Annotated in this window: 18 protein-coding genes; 5 read left to right on the forward strand and 13 right to left on the reverse strand. The window is 59.7% G+C overall.

Annotated elements, in window-relative coordinates; genetic code table 11:
• The first annotated feature begins 39 nt into the window (after positions 1-39).
• From infA to AGR1_RS10955, 4 genes are all read left to right on the forward strand, one after another.
• Positions 40-258, forward strand: a complete 219-nt coding sequence (gene infA / locus AGR1_RS10940; RefSeq protein WP_003503453.1) for a translation initiation factor IF-1 — start codon at positions 40-42, stop codon at positions 256-258.
• A gap of 33 nt (positions 259-291) precedes the next feature.
• Positions 292-915, forward strand: a complete 624-nt coding sequence (locus AGR1_RS10945) for a Maf-like protein (protein WP_080791390.1) — start codon at positions 292-294, stop codon at positions 913-915.
• A 3-nt stretch (positions 916-918) separates the two neighbouring features.
• Positions 919-1,146: a DNA gyrase inhibitor YacG gene (yacG, locus tag AGR1_RS10950; protein ID WP_149146911.1), complete on the forward strand. Its 228-nt coding sequence runs from the start codon at positions 919-921 to the stop codon at positions 1,144-1,146.
• Between the two features lie 149 nt (positions 1,147-1,295).
• Positions 1,296-2,132, forward strand: coding sequence for a DUF6030 family protein (locus AGR1_RS10955; protein WP_187772115.1), 837 nt, complete (start codon positions 1,296-1,298; stop codon positions 2,130-2,132).
• A gap of 12 nt (positions 2,133-2,144) precedes the next feature.
• Here the strand turns inward: AGR1_RS10955 and galE are convergent, their stop codons facing one another.
• The 3 genes from galE to mscL form a co-directional block, all read right to left on the reverse strand.
• A complete protein-coding gene (galE, locus tag AGR1_RS10960; protein ID WP_149146912.1) occupies positions 2,145-3,176 on the reverse strand; it encodes a UDP-glucose 4-epimerase GalE in 1,032 nt (343 codons plus the stop codon).
• A 327-nt stretch (positions 3,177-3,503) separates the two neighbouring features.
• Entirely contained in the window at positions 3,504-4,670 is a 1,167-nt protein-coding gene (locus tag AGR1_RS10965) for a pyridoxal phosphate-dependent aminotransferase (RefSeq protein WP_080791393.1), read from the reverse strand.
• Positions 4,671-4,821: 151 nt separating this feature from the next.
• Complete coding sequence (mscL, locus tag AGR1_RS10970; protein ID WP_080791394.1) at positions 4,822-5,250, reverse strand: large conductance mechanosensitive channel protein MscL; 429 nt, start codon at positions 5,248-5,250, stop codon at positions 4,822-4,824.
• A gap of 218 nt (positions 5,251-5,468) precedes the next feature.
• Between mscL and AGR1_RS10975 the strand changes: the two genes are divergently transcribed.
• Positions 5,469-8,978, forward strand: a complete 3,510-nt coding sequence (locus tag AGR1_RS10975) for a hybrid sensor histidine kinase/response regulator (RefSeq protein ID WP_149146913.1) — start codon at positions 5,469-5,471, stop codon at positions 8,976-8,978.
• Between the two features lie 56 nt (positions 8,979-9,034).
• Here AGR1_RS10975 and AGR1_RS10980 read toward each other — a convergent pair whose 3' ends face one another.
• The 10 genes from AGR1_RS10980 to AGR1_RS11025 all read right to left on the reverse strand — a co-directional run bounded on the left by AGR1_RS10980 (position 9,035) and on the right by AGR1_RS11025 (position 20,269).
• Complete coding sequence (locus AGR1_RS10980; protein WP_149146914.1) at positions 9,035-10,882, reverse strand: methyl-accepting chemotaxis protein; 1,848 nt, start codon at positions 10,880-10,882, stop codon at positions 9,035-9,037.
• Between the two features lie 150 nt (positions 10,883-11,032).
• Positions 11,033-11,734, reverse strand: coding sequence for a helix-turn-helix transcriptional regulator (locus AGR1_RS10985; protein ID WP_162927529.1), 702 nt, complete (start codon positions 11,732-11,734; stop codon positions 11,033-11,035).
• Between the two features lie 53 nt (positions 11,735-11,787).
• On the reverse strand, positions 11,788-12,519 hold the full coding sequence (locus AGR1_RS10990; protein WP_162927434.1) for a helix-turn-helix transcriptional regulator: 732 nt from the start codon (positions 12,517-12,519) through the stop codon (positions 11,788-11,790).
• Between the two features lie 368 nt (positions 12,520-12,887).
• On the reverse strand, positions 12,888-14,570 hold the full coding sequence (gene fliF, locus AGR1_RS10995) for a flagellar basal-body MS-ring/collar protein FliF (protein WP_162927435.1): 1,683 nt from the start codon (positions 14,568-14,570) through the stop codon (positions 12,888-12,890).
• 128 nt (positions 14,571-14,698) lie between these two features.
• Positions 14,699-15,082 (reverse strand): hypothetical protein, encoded by a 384-nt coding sequence (locus AGR1_RS11000; protein WP_080791399.1) that lies wholly within the window; start codon positions 15,080-15,082, stop codon positions 14,699-14,701.
• Positions 15,083-15,096: 14 nt separating this feature from the next.
• Positions 15,097-15,642 carry a chemoreceptor glutamine deamidase CheD gene (gene cheD / locus AGR1_RS11005; protein ID WP_080791400.1) on the reverse strand — a complete coding sequence of 182 codons (546 nt, stop codon included), beginning with the start codon at positions 15,640-15,642 and terminating at the stop codon, positions 15,097-15,099.
• Positions 15,639-16,028: a chemotaxis response regulator CheY2 gene (gene cheY2, locus AGR1_RS11010; protein ID WP_003503467.1), complete on the reverse strand. Its 390-nt coding sequence runs from the start codon at positions 16,026-16,028 to the stop codon at positions 15,639-15,641. Before cheY2 ends, cheD begins: the two co-directional genes overlap by 4 nt.
• Positions 16,028-17,083 carry a protein-glutamate O-methylesterase CheB gene (gene cheB / locus AGR1_RS11015; protein WP_149146915.1) on the reverse strand — a complete coding sequence of 352 codons (1,056 nt, stop codon included), beginning with the start codon at positions 17,081-17,083 and terminating at the stop codon, positions 16,028-16,030. The genes cheY2 and cheB overlap by 1 nt, the downstream gene beginning before the upstream one ends.
• Positions 17,080-17,988 (reverse strand): protein-glutamate O-methyltransferase CheR, encoded by a 909-nt coding sequence (gene cheR, locus AGR1_RS11020; RefSeq protein WP_080791402.1) that lies wholly within the window; start codon positions 17,986-17,988, stop codon positions 17,080-17,082. The genes cheB and cheR overlap by 4 nt, the downstream gene beginning before the upstream one ends.
• A gap of 13 nt (positions 17,989-18,001) precedes the next feature.
• Positions 18,002-20,269, reverse strand: a complete 2,268-nt coding sequence (locus AGR1_RS11025; RefSeq protein WP_149146916.1) for a chemotaxis protein CheA — start codon at positions 20,267-20,269, stop codon at positions 18,002-18,004.

Genomic DNA, 20,269 nt, shown 5'->3' on the forward strand with positions numbered 1-20,269 from the left:
CGATATGTCCGGCACTATCAACAGGAAGAAAACCCTTACATGACAAAAGAAGAAGTCCTTGAATTCCCGGGCATCGTAACCGAATTGCTGCCGAACGCAACATTCCGCGTGAAGCTTGAGAACGACCACGAAATCATCGCCCACACGGCGGGCCGCATGCGCAAGAACCGTATCCGCGTTCTGGCCGGCGACAAGGTACTGGTCGAAATGACGCCTTACGACCTCACCAAGGGCCGCATCACCTATCGCTTCAAGTAATCCACCTTCCGCATCGGACGCCCGGGCAGCGCAATGACCAATTCAAAACAAAAGCTCGTTCTGGCATCCGGCTCGCCGCGGCGTCTGGAGCTGCTGCATCAGATCGGCATCGAGCCTGCACGTCTGATGCCGATGGATATTGACGAGACGCCGGCCAAGCTCGAGCACCCGCGCACGCTCTGCCGCCGTCTGTCATTGCAGAAGGCGGAAGCCGCGCAGGCGGCGTTGAAGAACGAGCAGGCGTGGAAAGACGCCTATGTTCTGGGGTCCGATACGGTGGTCGCCGTCGGTCGCCGCATCGTCGGCAAGGCGGAATATACGGAAGAGGCCTCGGCGGCGCTGCATCTTCTCTCGGGGCGCAGCCATTGGGTCTATACCGGCATCTGTCTTGTGACCCCCGGTGGCAAGATCCGGCAGAAGGTGGCGGAGACAAAGGTGCGCTTCAAGCGCCTCTCCACGCGCGAGATCGACGCTTATATCGCCTCAGGCCAGTGGCGCGGCAAAGCGGGAGCCTATGGCATCCAGGGCATTGCCGGCGCATTCGTACAGAAACTGACCGGCTCCTATACCAATGTCGTCGGTCTGCCGCTTTATGAAACCATGTCGCTTCTTTCTGGAGAAGGATTTGAAGTGACTTCGGGCTGGCTCGAAGGATAGGCCATGGCAAAGTCCACCAATGAAAGCGCTGGAACCGTCACACCGCTTCGCAAATCGCAGCCATGCCCGGAATGCGGGCGGCCCTCGACGCGCGAAGACTACCCTTTCTGTTCGGATCGCTGTCGCTCGCTCGATCTTGCCCGCTGGTTGAACGGCTCTTACGCCATTCCGGTCGCGGACGATGAAAGCAGCGCCGGCGGACAGGACACGGCCAAGAACAACGGCGAATAAGACCTGCGCCGCCGGGAACTTCGGCGGTGAATTACATAAGATTTTCAGAGCCTCCGCTCCCACCATTTATTCACCGGGCTGCCGACAGCCCGAAAAAGCCATATCAGAACCGGCTGACGCCTTTTCCGCCAGCCCTTTAAGGTCTTGCGATGGACGCAGGCTTGCAGAAGAGAGTGAGCCATGGCGCGCTGCTGTTTGCGGTGCTGGCCGTTTGCCTTGCCATCGGGGCGACGGTGCTGCTGGCCAATGACAGGAAACATCTCAAAAGCCTGGTGATTTACCTCAATCTGGCATCCACCACAGGCTCCGCGGAGCCACCGCCGAAGATGAAACCTGTCAAACGGCAGAAACCGGTGGCCCCAAAAGTCTCTCTGCCGCCGCATCTGCTGAAGTTCGAGCAACTGGGCGACAGAGCATCCTTCGCCCGCGATTTCGTTCTTTCCGGCAAGGAGCTTTGCGACCGCATTACTGCCGCAGGTTTTTCCAACCCACAGGGCTGGCACGCGAGCCCGGTCAACATCCGCAATTTCGAATGCATGGCCGATCTTGCGGCAGGAAACGCATCAGACCCAGCCGAGCGGGCATCGCTGTTTCTCGAAATCAGGGGGGAAGCCTCGGGACAAATTCGCTCCATCAGGATGAAGGCCGTTGCGCCCAAGACACCGGACGGGGCGGCCGTTCTGACAAAGCTCGATGCAGTGCTCACCCTGATTATCGGACAGACACGCTGGGCCGATCTGGCGGACATGCTTGAGCCGGCACGGCGGATGCAGCCCTATCAGGCACAACATTTCGGTATTTCGGTTTCCATAAAACCGGAACCAACGGCGCCGCATCGCCTGAACGTGATTTTGCTCGCAAGCGAACAATCGCCGGGGTTGAAGCTGACACGCAGTTTCTTTGACCGGGATCGCTGGCTTAGCCCAGCCGCTCCACTGGATCGGCCGGCGATCTATGCTTCCGCCAAGAAAGACCGTGTACGGTAAGGCGAAGGCCGCTCAGCCTATTGCAGCCAGCTTGCGCCGCACCGGCGGAATCCTGTCGCTTTGCAGGGCCTGACGTTTGGCCTCCCACTGAAGCGCCGTGCGAACGATTGTCGCCAGATCGTTGAAGCGGGGACGCCAGCCCAGTTCCGACTGGATACGCGACGAATCCGCCACCATGGCCGCAATATCGCCCGGGCGGCGCGGACAATGGATGATCGGGAAATCGCGTCCCGATTCCTGCTGCACGGCCTGCAGGACCTCCAGAACCGAATAACCGACGCCATAACCGCAATTGAGTGTGCGGGTGCCGCCACCGGCGCGCAGATGCGCCATGGCCAGCATATGTGCGTCAATCAGGTCGCTGACGTGAATATAGTCGCGAACACCGGTGCCATCGGCGGTCGGGTAATCCGTTCCATAAACCTCCACCCGGTCGCGGCGACCGGTTGCCGTTTCACAGGCGACTTTGATGAGGTTCGCAACGCCCGTGGGCGAAGGCCCGGCGCGGCCCTGCGGGTCGGCTCCGGCGACATTGAAATAACGCAGCGCCACATAGTTGAAATCATGCGCCTGCACGACATCGCGCAGCATGATTTCGGAAGCGAGTTTCGACAGGCCGTAAGGATTTTCCGGGCTGAGGATCGCGGCCTCAGGAACCGGACCATCAAAGGGCTGGTTTCCATAAACGGCGGCTGTCGAGGAGAAGATGAAATTGCGAATGCCATGGCTCACCGCCGCAGCGACGAGGGCGCGGGTGGTGCCCGTATTGTTTTCGTAATATTCGAGCGGCTGGCTGATTGATTCAGGAACGCTGACAGAGCCTGCGAAATGGAAAATGGTCTCGATCCGGTTTTCTTCGAAAATCTGGTCGAGCAGGGCGTGGTCCGCCGCATCGCCTAGGTAAAAACGCGCCGCAGGCGCAACAGCCCAGCGCGACCCCGTTGAAAGCCGGTCGACAACAACGACCTCTTCCCCGGCATCGAGCAAAGCCCACACCATGTGGCTTCCTATATAACCGGCCCCACCCGTGACCAGAACAGCCATGACACTACTTCCCTGTTTGCTTTTCTTGAGCTCATCAAAGCCAATAATTCTTCATCATTGATTACTTGCACAGCGAATACGCGGCCAAACCACCGCCCCATTAGAAAGGTGGCTTACGATTGGTTAGCGCAATGAAGTGCTTTTTATTTATTAGTGAAAATGTTCTCATAAATGGAACAAGGAGCGCATATCACAGAAAACGCCCCACGTCGATGGTTGCGCCGTGGGGTTGCAGTTTTAGGTCTTCGCTGTGATTTTGTTAACGATTTCCCTGCCGCAGCGCGATCCCGACACGGCAGGGGAAACCCTGGCACGGAAAGCCGACGCTTACCTGCCGAGGATATAGGATGCCAGCCGTTCGGCCGCGTCTTCCATCTGCCTGGGGTTGCGCAGGAAGCAGGCGCGGAGAAACAGCTCCCCTCCCGGGCCAAAGGCCGTGCCGGGCGCAAGACCGACCCCGGTCTTGTCGACGATATCAAGCGCCGTGGCCCGGCTGTCCGTCACGCCGTCTATCTTGAGAAAGGCATAGAGAGCGCCGTCGGGCTTCAGGGTTTCCACACGGTTCGTCGCGATCAGCGCATCGCAGAGAATGTCGCGGGAGGTCAAAGCGCGTTCGTAATTCTCGCGGACGAAACCGTCGCCGTGATCGAGGGCGGCAACCGCGCCGCGCTGCATGAATTGTGCCACGCCTGAGGTGGAATATTGAATGAGATTCTCGATCACCTGGCCGATGGCAGGCGGGGCGACAAGCCAGCCGACGCGCCAGCCGGTCATGGACCAGTTCTTCGAGAAGGAATTGGCGAAAACGATCTTGTCGTCCGGTTCCATGACATCAAGGAAGGACGGCGCACGGCTGCCGGAATAGTGATAAAGCGCATAAATCTCGTCGGCGACGATCCACAGATCGTGTTTGCGGGCAAGCGCCAGAACATCACGAAGATTGTCGAGGGTCGCCGTCCAGCCGGTGGGATTGGAAGGCGTATTGATGAAAAGCGCCTTCGTCTTATCCGTGATCGCGCTTTCCAGCCTGTTGATATCGAGATCCCAGCGGCCGTCGCGGAAATCGATACCGACCGGAACGGCCTTCGCACCCGCCACGCCGATGGCGGCGACGATATTCGGCCATGTCGGAGACAGATAGACCATTTCGTCACCGGGCGAGGTCAGCGCCTGCACGGCAAGCACGATAGCCTGCATGCCGGAACCGGTCGCATAAAAATGTTCCGGCGGCAGCGACGCCGCGAAATGACGTTGATAATAGCGGCTCAGCGCCTGGCGCAATTCGGGAATGCCGCGCTGCCAGGTGTAGAAGGTTTCGCCATTGTTCAGCCCATCGATGGCGGCCTGATTGATGAAATCCGGGCTCGGCAGGTCGCCCTCGCCGACCCACAACGGCAGGAGATTGTCCCGCCCCCGGGCATAATTCACGACTTCAACGATGCCGCTCTCGGGAGCCGCCAGAGAGCGCGCACTCAGACTGTTCAAAATGGACATTAAAGACACTCCGTTTGGTGCCTTCTTATCGCATCGAACCGGCCATGTGCATGATATTCCGTGAGGCGATCATGGATTTTCTTTATGGATCGGCGCTAACGGGAAACCGCCGGCCACTACAGGCCGGCGGATAAAGGCGGGCGTAACCGGATCAGCGCGTCTTCAAAAGATCGCGGATTTCGGTCAGGAGCCTGACGTCTTCCGGCGGCGGGGCAGCGGCCGGCTTTTCCTCTACCTTCTTGCGTTCAACGGAATCACGAAGCTTGTTGACGCCCTTGATCATCAGGAAAATGATCCACGCAAGGATAAGGAAGTTGATGAGAACCGTCAGAAAGTTGCCATAGGCGAAGACGGCGCCCTGATCGCGGGCGGCGGCGAGCGACGTGGCGTTGACATTGGAACTCAGCGGCAGAAAGTAGTTTGAAAAATCGAAACCGCCGAAGATCGCGCCGACAATCGGCATGATGAGATCGTTGACGACGGAATCGACGATCTTGCTGAAAGCCGCACCGATAATAACACCCACGGCCAGATCCATGACATTGCCGCGGGCAATGAAGGTTTTAAATTCGTTAAGCATTCAGATTGTCCCTCTCTCCTGCTTCGCGAGCTGAAGCTATGTGACTGTCCCTACGGGTGGAACCATATAAGGTCCGGGCATCATTTGGAATCCGCGGGATTGCAATTATTAGTTTTTCTGCACGCTCGCCTTGAACTTTATGCTCATTTCGCGCTCATTCTCAACGGCGAAGAATTCGCCTATGCTTATATCAAGGAATTCTTGCATGGGGAGGATGCGTGCTTCCTGGGTGGATCATATTCGGTTCGGCCTTCGCTTACGTCCTGCTGCTGTTTGCGGTTGCAAGCTATGGGGACAGGAAGAGCCGTAAGAGAAACGCTCCGAACAAGGGGCGCCCGTTCGTTTATGCGCTCAGCCTGGCAATTTATTGCACCTCCTGGACCTATTTCGGCGGTGTGGGGCTCGCGGCAGACAGGGGGCTGGAATTTCTCGGCATTTATACCGGTCCGATCCTTGCCTTCACCATCGGCATGCCGATCATCCGTCGCATCGTCGAACTGGCGAAAACGGAAAAGCTGACGTCCGTTGCGGATTTCATTGCCGCCCGTTACGGCAAGAACTCCACCGTGGCGATGATCGTCGCCATCATCGCTCTCGTCGGCGCCATTCCCTATATCGCGCTGCAGCTGAAAGCCGTTTCCAGCTCGGTAGCGACAATGGTCGATCCCGGCGATTACGGCATTGGCAGCGGCAATCTTTATTTCCTCGATCTGCCGCTGGTCGTCACCATTGTCATGGCGGGTTTTGCCGTTATGTTCGGGACCCGCCACACCGACGCCACCGAACATCAGGACGGGCTCATTCTGGCGATTTCGATGGAATCGCTGATCAAGCTTGTCGCCATGTGCACCGTCGGCTTTTATGTGCTCTTCGTGCTTTTCGACGGCCCCGTGCATCTGTGGCAGCTGGCCTCCGACAACGAACAGGCCATGCGGGCCATATCCCATCACACGCCCGTCAGCCGCTGGGTCGTGATGACGCTGCTTTCCTGCTTCGCCATCATCCTGCTGCCGCGCCAGTTCCACGTTACCGTGGTTGAAAACCGCACGCCGCAAGAGCTGCGCATGGCGGGGTTCCTGCTGCCGCTCTATCTTGTCGCGATCAATATCTTCGTGTTGCCGATTGCGCTGGCCGGCATTCTGACACTCGGCGCCAATGGCGACGCCGACCTCTACGTGCTGCAATTGCCGCTCAATCATCAGATGCCGGTGGTGTCGCTGATCACCTTCATCGGCGGATTTTCGGCGGCGACTGCGATGGTGATCGTCGCTTCGGTGGCGCTATCGATCATGATTTCCAACGATATCGTCATGCCGATCTTCCTGCGGCAGAAGCTGCTGAACCGTTCGCCGCACCGGGACGACTTCGCCAAGACGCTGCTCAACATCCGCAGGACGGCAATCTTTGCGGTGCTGCTTCTGGGCTATGGCTATTATCGCGCCGCCGACAGCGCCACGGGCCTCGCCTCCATCGGCCTTCTTGCATTCGCCGCCATCGCCCAGATGGCCCCTGCTTTGTTCGGCGGGCTGTTCTGGCGGCGCGCCAATGCGCGCGGCGCAATCGCCGGGCTGACTTCCGGCTTTTTCGTCTGGGCCTATCTGCTGTTCCTGCCCAGCTTCGGCGGGCCGGATAATTCCGAAGTCGCCGCAAATATTCTCGGCTTCCTGTTCTCCGGCAGCACGGTGTTCAACGGGCCTGAAGCCGATCCATTCGTGAATGCGGTCATTCTCAGCCTGCTCGTCAACAGCCTTGCCTTCGTGCTGGGCTCGCTTTCGCGCAATCCGAGGCCGGTGGAGCGCATCCAGTCCGGCATTTTTGTCAAGCGCCACTCCAAATCGCAATTCGCCACGCGCGGCTGGAAAACCCGTGTCAGCGTCGGCGATCTCAAAAGCGCGGTCGCCCGTTATCTCGGCGAGGAGCGCATGCTGCGGTCACTCGCGACCTATGAAAAGACGGCTGGCAGGAAGCTGAATGACGACCAGCCGGCGGATATGGCGCTGATCCATTTCTCCGAACAGCTGCTGGGCAGCGCCATCGGCTCCTCTTCCGCCCGTCTGGTGCTCTCGATCATTCTTCAGAAGGCGGAAGACACCAGCGCGGATACGGCATGGCTGCTCGACCAGGCAAGCGAGGCCCTGCAATATAATCAGGACATGCTGCAAACGGCGCTGGCGCAGATGGATCAGGGCATTGCGGTTTTCGACAGTTCGCAGCAGCTGACCATCTGGAACCGGCGCTTCCGCACCCTTCTGGATTTGCCCGAGCAATTCGGGCAGGTGGGCGTACCGCTCACGGATATCGTTTCGATGCTGCAGGAACGCGGCGACATGCCTGACGGCGACACGAATGAGCTGATTACCAGCTTCCTGACCATGGACCTGCCCTTCTCGCTGGTGCTGGCGGGCGGCGAACGCATCATCGAAGTGCGCTCCAACACCATGCCGGACAAGGGCATCGTCGCCACCTTCACCGATATTACCCAGCGTGTGGCGAGCGATCAGGCACTGAAACAGGCAAACGAGACGCTGGAGCAGCGCGTGGCGGAGCGAACAGTGGAGCTTACCCGCGTCAACCGCGAACTGGCGGAAGCGAGGGCATCCGCCGACGAGGCGAATATCGGCAAGACACGGTTTTTCGCCGCCGCCGGCCACGATATTCTCCAGCCGCTGAATGCCGCCCGCCTCTATTCTTCCTCGCTGGTCGAGCGGCTTGGCGCATCGGGAGAAAGCGATCTCGTCCACAATATCGATTCGGCGCTGGAATCGGTCGAAACCATTCTCGGAGCGGTTCTCGATATTTCCCGCCTCGACACCGGCTCGATGAAGGCGCGCATGACATCGGTGCCGCTGAACGAGTTGCTGAAACGCATCGAAACCGATTTCGCGCCAATGGCGCAGGAGAAGAACCTCGACCTTGTCGTCATGCCGACCTCGCTCACGGTCCGCTCCGACCCCAATCTGCTGCGGCGTCTGATCCAAAATCTGGTTTCCAACGCCATCAAATATACGTTGAGGGGCAAGGTGATCGTCGGTGCGCGCCGCCGGGGCGGCGAAGTGGTCATTCAGGTGACGGACTCCGGTATCGGCATCCCCTCATCCAAATTTCGCACCGTTTTCAAGGAATTCGCCCGATTGGACGAGGGCGCAAAAACGGCGTCCGGGCTTGGGCTTGGCCTATCTATCGTCGATCGGCTTTCGCGCATGCTGCACCATCCGGTACAGCTGATTTCCACCCCCGGAAAAGGCACGACCTTCCGCATCCACCTGCCGCGTGAGGCGGACCGCCTCCCACCGGCCAAAGCCGATGGCGGCATAACCAATCCCGCAGCCAGCGACCGCCTTCAGGGCGTCCGCGTCCTTTGCATCGACAACGAGCCGAAGATCCTCGAGGGCATGACTCTGCTGCTGACGGGGTGGGGTTGCGAGGTTTTACCCGCAGGTTCCGTAGCGACGCTGGAGGAACCCTTCCTCGCTTTGGCCGCAGCACCCGACGTCATCGTTGCAGATTACCATCTGGACGATGGCGACGGCATCAGCGCCATCCGTCTCATCCGGGCTTTTTACGGCAAGACGATCCCTGCCCTGCTTGTGACGGCGGATCGCAGCCCGGAAGTGCGCAGCGATGCCGAAAAATATGGGATTTCGGTTCAGCACAAACCGGTCAAACCGGCGGCATTGCGCGCCTATATCAACCAGATATCCGGCACGGTGCGGGCAGCGGCCGAATAAAAACTCCCGGACCTTGCGATCCGGGAGCGGTATTGGCCTTCAAAAAAACAGACGTATCAGGCCGCCCGATTGTAGCGATCCTTGCCGGTCACTGACCCCTGCTCCATCTGGAACCGCTGCACCAGATCGAGCAGCGCTTCCACCTCACCGGACAGTACCCGGCTGGCCGCACTCGACTGTTCGGCAAGCGCCGCATTCTGCTGCGTCATCTGGTCCATCTGGTTGACGGAGCTGTTGACGTTGTGAAGCGCGGAAGACTGGTCCTGCGTTGCCGTCGCGATGGTTTCGACATGCTGGCTGACGGTCACGATCTGCTGGCTGATGGCGGAAAGAACCGTACCCGCCTCCTGCACCAGCTTCGAACCGGAGCTGACCTCATGCGTCGACTGGTTGATGAGCTGCTTGATCTCGCGGGCCGCGTCGGCGGAGCGCTGGGCAAGCTCGCGCACTTCCTGGGCCACAACAGCAAAACCCTTGCCCGCCTCGCCCGCACGCGCCGCCTCGATGCCGGCATTGAGCGCAAGAAGATTGGTCTGGAAGGCGATGTCGTCGATAACCTCGATGATCTGCTCGATCTTGCGCGAGGCGTCTTCGATGCGGCCCATGGCGTCCACGGCGTTGCTGACGACCGAACCGGAACTGTCGGCGCTCTGTTTGGTGACGAGGACGGCCTCATTGGCCTCCCGCGCCCGCTCGGCCGATGATCTGACGGTAACCGTGATTTCATCGACGGCGGCGGCGGTCTCTTCCAGCGAGGCGGCCTGATTTTCGGTGCGCTTCGACAGATCGACCGACGACTGCTCGATTTCGAAGCCGCTATGCTGAATGATAAGCGTGCGCTCGCGAATCTGCCCCAGCGCATCGCGCAGGTTGAGGAGGGATTCGTTGAAATCCGTGCGCAGACGATCAAGGCGGCCCGCGAAAGGCGTCTCGATGGTGCGGCTCAGATCGCCACGCGAAAGCCTGCCGAGACCGGAAGCAATCTCGCTGACCGCAAATTCGATCTGGCTATCCATTTCCTGCTTCTCGGCATCGTTGCGAGAACGTTCGGACTCGGCTGCGGAGCGTTCCTCCGCGCTCTTGCCCTCAATCGCCAGTTTCTCGATCGCGTTCTCGCGGAAAATTACCAGCGCGCGGGCGATATTACCGAACTCATTGGTGTTGGCGGCGTAGGGAATCTGTGTGTCGAGATTGCCGTCCGAAAGCGATTTCACCGCATCGGTCAGCTTGCCAAGCGGCTGAAGTGTGCGCTTGATGACGAAATAGGCGAGCAATCCGACGCCAAGCATGGCGAGCGCGCCACAGATCAGCATCAGGTCACGCAGGCTGTATATCTGCGCATTGTAAACTTCCATGGGAACACCCACGAACAGGATGCCAACGGTTGCGCCTGTCTTGTTCAGAACGGGCATGTAACCCGTCATGTAGTTGGTGCCGAAAAGTGTGGCGGGACCAAAATAGGATTCGCCTTTCGAGACTTTCGCGAAAGCAGGGTGATCGGCGGCGAGTTTAGTGCCAGTTGCCCGTTCGCCCTTTTCATTTTTCAGATTGGTGGTTAAACGGACGTAATCCCCAGCCTTGGTTTCAAAGACGGTGGCGATGCCTCCGTTTGCTGCGGCCGTGCGATCGACGAGATCGTTGTCGCGCAATGTCCCGATACTGGCGCGGCCGACACTCTTCAACTCAGCTTCGACCAGTTCAAGAGCGACGCCGCCGACTTTCATCTCGTAAAGGATAGCCATGCTGCGCATCGCGCCGCGCGTGTCGCGTAAGGCGGTGGTGATAATGTTGTCCTTCAAGCGAATGTAGGTCGAAAACCCAACTGCCGCCACGCTGAGCGCGATCATGCCGATCGTCAGTGCGACGACCTTTCCAGCAACGGACTTAAAGAGGCGGTTATGCATGAAACAGTTCCCCAAAGCCAAACCTGCGACAGTTTTAGCCGGCAACTGTTAAAAAACGCGAAATACAGGAAACCACCGGTCTCCCGGCCCATATACGGCAATGGAGCGGCCCGAAACGACTGATTTACGGCACGGAGACCCCGTCCACCATCAGTGGATATAACCGAGCCGGATGGCCTTGGCGATCGCCTGGATGCGGTTGACGCTATCGAGCTTGATCGTCGCCGAACCGAGATAGGCGTTGACGGTGTGCACGGAAAGCCCGAGCTTGACCGCGATCTCTTCGCTGATACGGCCGTCCCCCGCCAGTTGCAGGCAGGCGATTTCCCTCTCGCTCAGGGCCTCGGAAGGCGCCGCCTTGCGCTCGTCCAGCGCCAGCATGTCTACCATGATCTCACAGCATTTGATGTGCTGTTCGATCACGACCTCATTGTCGAGAACGAGGTTGGCGCCACAGAAAACGATATAACCATTGCCAATGGTGCCGAGCCGCACCGGAAGCGCGAGCCCCGCATAAGGCAATATGTCGTTCTCGATGCGGCGCAGAAGTGCAGGCACATCGGGAAGGTCGGCAAAACCGCCGGCGTTCTTGTTGCGCCAGATGACCGGCAGGAGCGATGTCTCGATATGATCGAGAAGAATGTCGCCGACGGCGCGGATGAACTGCGCGCTCTGCTCTGCGGCATTCATGCCCCAGTTTTCCAGCTCGCAGGTCAGCTTTTTCTTGTTGGGGAAACCGGAAGCGGCAGCCTTCGTCACCACGAAATTACGCGCGCCGACCAGCTTCTGCATGGCCACGAGCTTCGGAAAAAGATCCGACCGGCTCGTCACGACAGGGCTGCGATAAAACATGCCCGTCTGGCCTGTACCCTCAGTGTCTTTCGTCTGTACCATCCGTCCGACCATTATACGAGGTTGTTGCGCACGGCGTAGGCAATCGCCTCCGAGCGGGTTTTCGTCGCGGTTTTACGCATCACGCTTGTAATGTAATTATTGATCGTATTGCGCGAAATGCCAAGGATCATCGCAATTTCATCGCTCGTCTTGCCTTCCGCGATCCAGAACAGGCATTCGAGCTCGCGCTCCGTGAGATCGATATCGCGCACAGCCTTTGCTTCGCTGGCAATGCCGAAGCTGACGCAATAACCCGTCAGCAGGGCGATTTCCCGCAGTCTTTCCGGTGAAGGCACCGCTTCTTCGGGAAACAGCAGCAGAAGGGAAAGCCTGATGCGGCCCACACAGAAAGACAGGGCCGAATATTGCCGGTCTATGCCGTAGGGAATCGAAACATCGTCGGGAAGAAAGAGCAGGCGCGGCTGCAGAAGCGAAAGGCATTTCTCCATTTCGCTCGATCTGTTCTGGCTGTTGGCCAGTTCGACGCCAAGCCTGCGGACCAGATCGAAAGGCCAGTCCGATGTGACGATGAATTTCAGCCCGGTTTCTTCGAGAAGATCATCCCGCGCCAGCAGATAGTGCGAGGCGCCAGCATAGGTTACGAGCAGATCCAGCGCACCTGCAACGTTACCGGCAGCAGCCGTGGCCGCGACGTTTTTAGCAAGCTGATCGCGCGGCAGGGGCTTACCCATGCCCTCCATAGGCTTGGCAGACAGCCTGCGGATATCAACATCGACTTTCAATCGCCTACGCCCTCTTGCTCCCAGTGGGAGATTATACCTCGGGATGGAATCATTCCATTCGAGAACTTACCAAAATGGGACGGCAAGCCCCCGGAGACCGAATCACTTCATTTTATGGAACGGACTGGGATTTGCCATTACCTGACACCAGCCTTTCCACGTATTTCCCTGCTCGTCTATTACTAAAAAAACATACTGAAAAGCTGTTCAATCCATAAACGGCATTCTGAGCCAATTCCCAGCAAACTGTATCGTTGCTGAATTTTTTGTAAACACTGTCCTGAAATGAGATTGCCACGGCTCGCCCGCCAAGCATAGCAAAAAGCCCAAAAACGGAAAAAGGCCGGGTAAAACCGGCCTTTTCGATATTATGCTGCTTTTTCCACCGCCCATTTGCGCAGGATCTTGGCGGCTCTTTCCTCGCTGATTTCCACCATGCGGGAGAGCCTGCGTTCCGGCCCTTCGCGCACCCGGCGGTTGAATGTGCCCTCTCCATCGCCGCCCGCCAGAAGGTCGTCGGTGCTGTCGAAGCCGAAATCCGCCCCGAAACCTTCCATGAGACCGCCTGCGCCCGCATCCATGCCGGGAGAGAAATCCGGCAGTTCGAGACCAGCGGCCTCCTGGCTGAGCTGACCCGCGGCGGCAGCGTTGCCGGTCACCGTGCGGACCAGGGGGCGCACACCGAGCCAGACGACAAGGAAGGCGACGGCGACAAAGGCGAGCGAGTTGATGATACCTGCGGAATTGCGGCTCAGCACTTCCATGACGCCGGGTCCGGTTGCGGCCTCGTCCAGCAATTGCGTTTCGAGGAAGTCCATTGCCGTCAGGGTGACCATGTCGCCGCGATCGGAAGAAATGCCCGCTGCCGAGGTGACGATCTTCTGCATTTCGGCAAGATAGGCGTCGATTTTCGCCTGATCGGCTGGCTCGCCGACCATCTTGGCGATCCGGCCCTTGTTGACGACGACTGCGACCGAAATCTTCTCGACGGTGTAGCCGTTCTTGACCGTAGCGACCGTCTTAGAATTGATCTCGTAATTGGTCTGTTCTTCCTTCTTGGCCGACTGGTCGGAGGACTGCGGGCCGCCGCCACCGCCCTGGGGTGCTGCCTGCGGTACGTTCTGTTCCACGGTCGCGGCCGTGTCCGGCTGCGTTTCCTGGGACTTCTGGTCTTCCTTTACCGTGCGCACGGAGCGCTCGACGCGCGATTCCGGATCGTAGACGGTTTCCTGGATCTGGCGGCTGTCGGTATTGAGCTGGGCCGTGACGCTGGAGCGGAAATTGTCCATGCCGAGGAAAGGCGCCAGCGCCTTGTCGATATTGGTTTCGATTTCCTGCTGCACGTTCTGCGCCAGCGTCAGCGAACGGTTCATGGCGGCATTGGTGACATCGTCGCCGGAAGCCAGAAGCTGGCCTGTCGAATCAAGCAGGGTCACATCGTCGACTTCAAGGCCGGGAACCGCCGAGGCTACGAGGTGACGGATGGATGCGGACGCCTTGCGGCCGGCCGAGGCACTGGCGCGAATCATCACCGATGCGGTGGGCTTCTGCTCGCCTCGGCGGAAATTACCGACGTCAGGCATGACGATATGGACGCGTGCAGCCGCGATGCCGTCGATCTGCTGGATGGAGCGGCCGATCTCGCCCTCAAGGGCCCGAACGCGTGTTACTTCCTGCATGAAGGAGGTCAGGCCAAGGGAGCCGACATTGTCGAAAAGCTCGTAACCGGCATTGGCGCTGTCGGGCAGGCCGCGTTCTGCCAGAAGCAGCCGCGCCTTGGACGTGAGCCCAACGGGGACCTGAAGACTGGAGCCATCGGTTCCCACCTGAAAGTCGAGACCCGACTCGGCGAGCGCAATGCTAATCTTGTTGAGGTCGCTCTTTTCAAGCCCCACATAGAGGGTCTCGTAAGCGGGACGGTTCACATAAAGAGCCGCCGCGAGGATAATGGCCATGGATACAACGCCCACGCCACCCAACATCAGCAGCCGCGTCTGCCCCAGCGCCGCGACGTTCTTCAAGACCTGAGGGATTTGATTTAACAGATTCATTCTGTTCCGCACCGTCATTCATAGAGTCCGAGACCTTTTGGCCCCGTAATGACAATAGGGTGCGAAGCTTGCGCGAGCGTTGCCTTTCTCCGCATTCCGCGCAGGAAGGCAGGAAACGCCGACCTGCTCTAGAACAGGTCGAAGTCGCCCGAGGCCTTATCCAGAGGCTGCGAGTGGCCGTGGCGGTAGGCAGCGCCAAGGGCTTTTTGCATCTCGGCCAGCTTCACGAGGCTGAGCGCGGTGCTGACATCCACGATCCACTCACTGGATATGGAGCCTGTGATGGTATCGATGAATTCGGCAAGGCCACGGGTCTTCTGCACGGCCAGGTCGATACCCTGCAGAAGCTTTACGCCGTCGGTGGACAATTGACCGCTGGTCACCTCCAGCAACTGCGGTTCGATGCGCTCGATGAGATAGGCGACATCGTGCAGTTCCGATACCACCCGCATCAGCACATCCGGCAGGGCTTCTTCGAACGGAGTTGCGGCGGTGGGTTCAGCAAGCTGCATTGGAAACTCCGTGACTAAAAAAATTCGATGTCGTTGGCGACTGGCTTTGGGGCCGGCGCCGGACGCGTTTCCAGAGCAACCGTCTTCTGGGTTTCCGCGCCGCTGAGCGGATGTTGACGGGCGCGACCGGAGACCGGCCAGAATTCGATCTTGCGACCATGATCGCCCCCCGTGGAGGAGCTTATGACCGGAATGCCTTCGTCCTTCAGAAACTGCATGGCGAAGATGGCGTTCTGCTCGCCGACATTGGAGAAGCTGGCAATCGTCTTGGCGCCGCCGAAAACCTTGGCTTCCAGCCGGTCGCGCCGCGCACCCTTCTTCAACAGCCCGTTGATGAGAAGCTCCATGAGATGCACGCCGTAACGCGTCGCATCTCCGCCGGTCACGCTCCCCGTTCCCGGCAGCAGGAAGTGGTTCATGCCTCCCAGGCCGGCAACGGGATCTCTCAGACAGGCGGCCACGCACGAGCCGAGTATCGTCGTCATCACCACATCGGGATCGCTGACGACCTTGTACTCGCCCTGAATGATATGTACGCGCTTGGCCGCAGCTTCAATCATTTCAGCGATCCGAAAACCGCCTCGATCGCGGCGCGCATCTTGTCGATCGTGAAGGGTTTGGCCAGCACGTTGTTGGCGCCGAGCTGGGCCGCCTTCTGCACCAGCGCGCGGTCGCCCTGCGCGGTGAGGATGATGAAGGCGGCCTTCTTGGTCGTCGGGTTGGCCCTGACGGCGTGCAGGAAACCGAGACCGTCCATCTTCGGCATGTTGAAATCGGAGATGACGAGATGATGGGGCTGCTGCTCCATGATCTTCATTCCCTGCTCGCCGTCACCGGCGGCGGTGATCTGCTTGAAGCCGAGCTGTGTCAGCGCATCGCTGAGGAGCAGCCGGCTGGTCACCTGATCGTCAACGATCAGAACTTTGATCTTTTCTGCGAGAGACATTAGTCAGCACCTTCTTTGCGGGCAGTGGTTAGTTTCAGGATTTCTTCGCCTATGGAGGGCAGCGGGAGTTGCTGTTCCACGGCGCCAAGTTCATAGGCCACGCGGGGCATGCCGTAGACGACACATGTTTTTTCGTTCTGGCCGACGGTGCGTGCGCCGGCATGACGCATCTTCAACAGGCCGGCAGCGCCATCGCGGCCCATACCTGTGAGAATGACGCCGACGGCGTTGCGACCGGCAAGCTCGGCCACCGAATCGAACAACACGTCGACTGAAGGACGGTGGCCGTTGACGGGATCGCGCTCAACAAGCCGGCAGCAGGGTGCGGACCGGTTGGCGATCTGCAAATGGCGCTCGCCGCCTGGCGCAAGATAGATCTTGCCGGTCTGCAGACGCGCACCGTCCGTCGCCTCTTCCACCACGGGCGCGCAGATGCGGTTCAGCCGTTCGGCGAAACTCTTGGTGAAGGTCGGCGGCATGTGCTGGGTGATGACGGTCGGCGGGCAATTGGCCGGGAACTTCTGCAGCACGGCGATCAACGCTTCGACACCGCCCGTGGAGGAACCGATGGCCACGACCTTGCGGCCGGCGCGATATTCACCGACCGGGGTCGGCTGCGGCGCTGCTGCGGCGTCCGGGCGCGCCGCGCGGTAGGCGGCGTGTTGTGAGCGGGCGGCGGCCTTCACCTTGTCGGCCAGATCACCGAAAGGGCGTACATCGCCCGGCGCCGGCTTGCCGACACAGTCGAACGCGCCGATTTCAAGCGCGGCAAGCGAAGCATCCGCGCCGCGATGGGTCAGCGACGAGACCATGATGACCGGCATGGGCCGCAGGCGCATGATCTTTTCGAGAAATTCCAGCCCGTTCATTTCCGGCATCTCGATATCGAGCGTCACGACATCGGGATTGAGCTGCTTGATGGCGGCACGCGCTTCCATGGCGTTGCCGGCCTGCCCAACCACCTCAACCTCCGGATCGGCCTTGAGGACAGCCGAAATCAGGCCGCGCATGGTGGGGGAATCATCGACAACGAGTACCCGTGCGAGTGCGCTCATGCCTTCCTCCCCGAAGCGTTGCCAGTGAAGCGGTAGGTGGTGATGCCCGTATTGTCGAACAGGTTCTTGGCGTCACCGGAGACGCGTTCGGAATGCCCGATATAAAGATGACCGCCTTCCGGCAGCAGCCCGGCGAAACGCGACCATATGCGCATCTGCGTCGGCTCGTCGAAATAGATCACGACGTTGCGGCAGAAGATCACGTCGAAATTACCCTTGAAGGGCCATTGCGTCATCAGGTTCAATTCGTTGAAGGTGATGAGGCGCTTGACCTTGTCATCGATGCGGAACTTGCGGCGACCGCCTGCATCGACCTCCGTGAACCATTGCTTGCGCATGGCGGGAGACACCGTCTCGAGCGCATTGTCGTCATAGATCCCTGCCCGGGCCTGCGCCAAAATCTTCGGGTCGATATCCGTTGCGAGAATCTTGAAATCGTAGTCCGCCGCATTCGGAAACATGGCGAGCACGGTAAGCGCAATGGAATAGGGCTCCTGCCCGTCCGAGCAGGCCGCCGACCAGATGCGGACACGTCCGCCGCTCTTCGCCCGGGCGATGAGACCCGGCAGGACCTCGTCACGCAGATGTTCGAAATGATGGTTCTCACGGAAGAAGCGGGTGAAATTGGTCGTGAGATGCGACAGCATTTCGCGCCGCGCCTGCGCGCCATCCGGCGAGGACACCAGCGCGCAATATTCGCGGAAACCCGACAGGCCGAGATTGCGGATATGCTTCGACAGGCGGGAGTAGACCAGCGACGCCTTGGTGTCGTTGAGATAAATGCCCGCATCGGCATAGATCATCGCCGCGATTTCCGACAGGTCGCGCCTCGTCAGCGGGTATTCGCCGCTGGCAAGAACCTCGTCGGGAGACTGGCGCTGGTCGCTGAAATTAAGTGCTGCCATGGATAATCCGCTTTCAACCCGTCGCCGCGAGCGACATTTCCTGTTTCAGGGGCTGTCCGCGCGAGGCGCTGACGATGGCATCGACATCCAGGATAAGCGCAACGCGTCCGTCACCGAGGATGGTGGCGGCGGCAATGCCCGGAACATGGGTATAGTTGGCTTCCAACGACTTGATGACAACCTGGCGCTGACCCTGGATCGCGTCGACCATCAGGGCGCGCTGGCCGCCGCCTTCCGATTCCACCAGAAGGGCGACGCCCTCGACTGGATCGGCCTGGGTCGGGCGGAAATTCAGAACGCGACCGACATCGACCAGCGGGCAGAAGGAGTTGCGGATGGAGATCAGCCGCTGGTTGGAACCGAAGGAGTGAATGTTTTTCGCTTCCGGCTGCAGCGTTTCCACGATTGCCGTCAGCGGCACCACCAGCGTCTGGCCGGCAACGGTCACCACCATGCCGTCGAGAACCGCGAGCGTCAGCGGCAGGCTCATGGTGAAGGTCGAGCCGAAGCCGGGGCGCGATGAGATGTTGATGCGGCCGCCAAGCGCCTGAATGGAACGCTTGACCACATCCATGCCCACACCGCGGCCGGAAATATCGGAAATCTTGTCCGCCGTAGAGAAGCCCGGCGCGAAGATCAGATTGTCGATCTCCTCATCGGTCAGGTTCGCATCGGCAGCAATGAGATCGTTGTCGATCGCTTTCTGGCGAACGCGCTCGCGGTTGATGCCGGCGCCATCATCCTGAAGTTCGATGAGAATACGGCCAGAGCGGTGCTTGGCCGAAAGCTTGATGGTGCCTTCCGGGTTCTTGCCCGCCGCTTCGCGTTTTTCCGGCGTTTCGATGCCGTGGTCGACGGCATTGCGGATCATATGCGTCAGGGGTTCGGCCAGCTTGTCGATGACCGTCTTGTCGACTTCGGTGTTCTCACCTTCGGTGACGAGGCGGATCTGCTTGCCGATCATGTCGGCGACTTCGCGGACGATACGCGACATGCGCTGGAAGACGGGCTTCACCGGTTGCGCGCGGATCGCCATGACGCTGTCCTGGATTTCGCGCGTCAGCTGCTGCAGCTCGTCGAGGCCCATATTGACGGCGGAGGTGCCGCTCGCATCGTTTTCGATGACGCTCTGCGACAGCATGGCCTGATTGATGACGAGCTCGCCGACGAGGTTGATCAGGCGATCGACACGGTCGAGGTCGACGCGGATGGTCTGGCCGGCGCTGGCATTGGCCGCAGCATTGGCGTTCGCCTGGGCTGCGGCAGGCGCTGCCGCCGCTTCGCGCTTTTCGATGGCGGCATTGACGCTCTGGGCGATCTGCGTCGTCGCGACAGCCGTTTCAACGGCTGCGGCAACATAAGGCGTTTCCGCTTTGGCGATTTCATCAACGGGCTGCTCTTCCGGTCCGCTATCGAGGGCCGAAAGGTCGAACGGCACCGGGATCATCGGAAGCTCTTCCGCGTCGTCTGCGGCGTCCGAAACAACCGGCACGATTTCCAGATCGCAATCCCATTCGGCGAATTCGAAGACGCTGCGGATGCCCTCTTCGCCCTTGTCGGTCGTGATCGAAACCGTCCAGGAGAGATAGGATGTTTCAGGATCGAGCTTGTCGAGCGAAGGCAGTTCCGACAGGTCGCAATTAATGCTCATCTCGCCGATGCGCGAAAGATCGCGCAGGAGGAGCGCCGCCTCGTTACCCTTCGAATAAAGCGACGCATGCGGCTTGAAGGTGATCTGGAAGGACGGCGCTTCCATCAGAGGTGTGGTTTCGTCGGCAAAGTCCGTGAAGGAGAACGGGATCGGCTCGAAGCCGCTCTCATCCGTCGGCTTGGGTACGACGGGTTGCGGCGCCTTGACGGCAGCCGGCGCCGCCACAGGCGCGGAAACCTGCACGGTCTCGCCGTTCGCCAGCGCTTCCAGTTCCTTGACGAGGCCGCGGGTGCGGGTTTCATCGACGCTGCCGCCGTCTCGTGCCGCATTGGTCAGGTCCGCCAGCACGTCGGCGGAGCGCAGCATGACTTTCAGAACGTCTGGGCCTGGCTCCAGCTTGTTGGAGCGAACACAGTCGAGGGTCGTTTCGAAAACGTGGGCGAAGGCCACGAGATCATCGAGACCGAAGGCACCCGCCCCGCCCTTGATGGAATGAACGGCACGGAAAACAGCGTTGACGGTTTCCGGATCGCGATCGCCGTCATTCAATTTAAGAAGCCCCGATTCCAGTTCGGCGAGCTGCTCCTCGCATTCCTGGAAAAAGATTTCCTTGATTTCGTTCATATCCAT

Source organism: Agrobacterium sp. B1(2019), from assembly GCF_008274755.1.
Lineage (GTDB): Bacteria > Pseudomonadota > Alphaproteobacteria > Rhizobiales > Rhizobiaceae > Agrobacterium > Agrobacterium salinitolerans.

Bases quoted from the DNA above. Each gene is read 5' to 3' on its own strand.
- AGR1_RS10955 (WP_187772115.1), top strand. From the start codon at position 1,296: ATGGACGCAGGCTTGCAGAAGAGAGTGAGCCATGGCGCGCTGCTGTTT.
- yacG (WP_149146911.1), top strand. From the start codon at position 919: ATGGCAAAGTCCACCAATGAAAGCGCTGGAACCGTCACACCGCTTCGC.
- AGR1_RS11025 (WP_149146916.1), bottom strand. From the start codon at position 20,269: ATGGATATGAACGAAATCAAGGAAATCTTTTTCCAGGAATGCGAGGAG.
- cheB (WP_149146915.1), bottom strand. From the start codon at position 17,083: ATGAGCGCACTCGCACGGGTACTCGTTGTCGATGATTCCCCCACCATG.
- cheY2 (WP_003503467.1), bottom strand. From the start codon at position 16,028: ATGTCTCTCGCAGAAAAGATCAAAGTTCTGATCGTTGACGATCAGGTG.
- AGR1_RS11000 (WP_080791399.1), bottom strand. From the start codon at position 15,082: ATGCAGCTTGCTGAACCCACCGCCGCAACTCCGTTCGAAGAAGCCCTG.
- infA (WP_003503453.1), top strand. From the start codon at position 40: ATGACAAAAGAAGAAGTCCTTGAATTCCCGGGCATCGTAACCGAATTG.
- AGR1_RS10945 (WP_080791390.1), top strand. From the start codon at position 292: ATGACCAATTCAAAACAAAAGCTCGTTCTGGCATCCGGCTCGCCGCGG.
- AGR1_RS10985 (WP_162927529.1), bottom strand. From the start codon at position 11,734: ATGTTTTATCGCAGCCCTGTCGTGACGAGCCGGTCGGATCTTTTTCCG.
- AGR1_RS10980 (WP_149146914.1), bottom strand. From the start codon at position 10,882: ATGCATAACCGCCTCTTTAAGTCCGTTGCTGGAAAGGTCGTCGCACTG.
- cheR (WP_080791402.1), bottom strand. From the start codon at position 17,988: ATGGCAGCACTTAATTTCAGCGACCAGCGCCAGTCTCCCGACGAGGTT.
- galE (WP_149146912.1), bottom strand. From the start codon at position 3,176: ATGGCTGTTCTGGTCACGGGTGGGGCCGGTTATATAGGAAGCCACATG.
- mscL (WP_080791394.1), bottom strand. From the start codon at position 5,250: ATGCTTAACGAATTTAAAACCTTCATTGCCCGCGGCAATGTCATGGAT.
- fliF (WP_162927435.1), bottom strand. From the start codon at position 14,570: ATGAATCTGTTAAATCAAATCCCTCAGGTCTTGAAGAACGTCGCGGCG.
- AGR1_RS10965 (WP_080791393.1), bottom strand. From the start codon at position 4,670: ATGTCCATTTTGAACAGTCTGAGTGCGCGCTCTCTGGCGGCTCCCGAG.
- cheD (WP_080791400.1), bottom strand. From the start codon at position 15,642: ATGATTGAAGCTGCGGCCAAGCGCGTACATATCATTCAGGGCGAGTAC.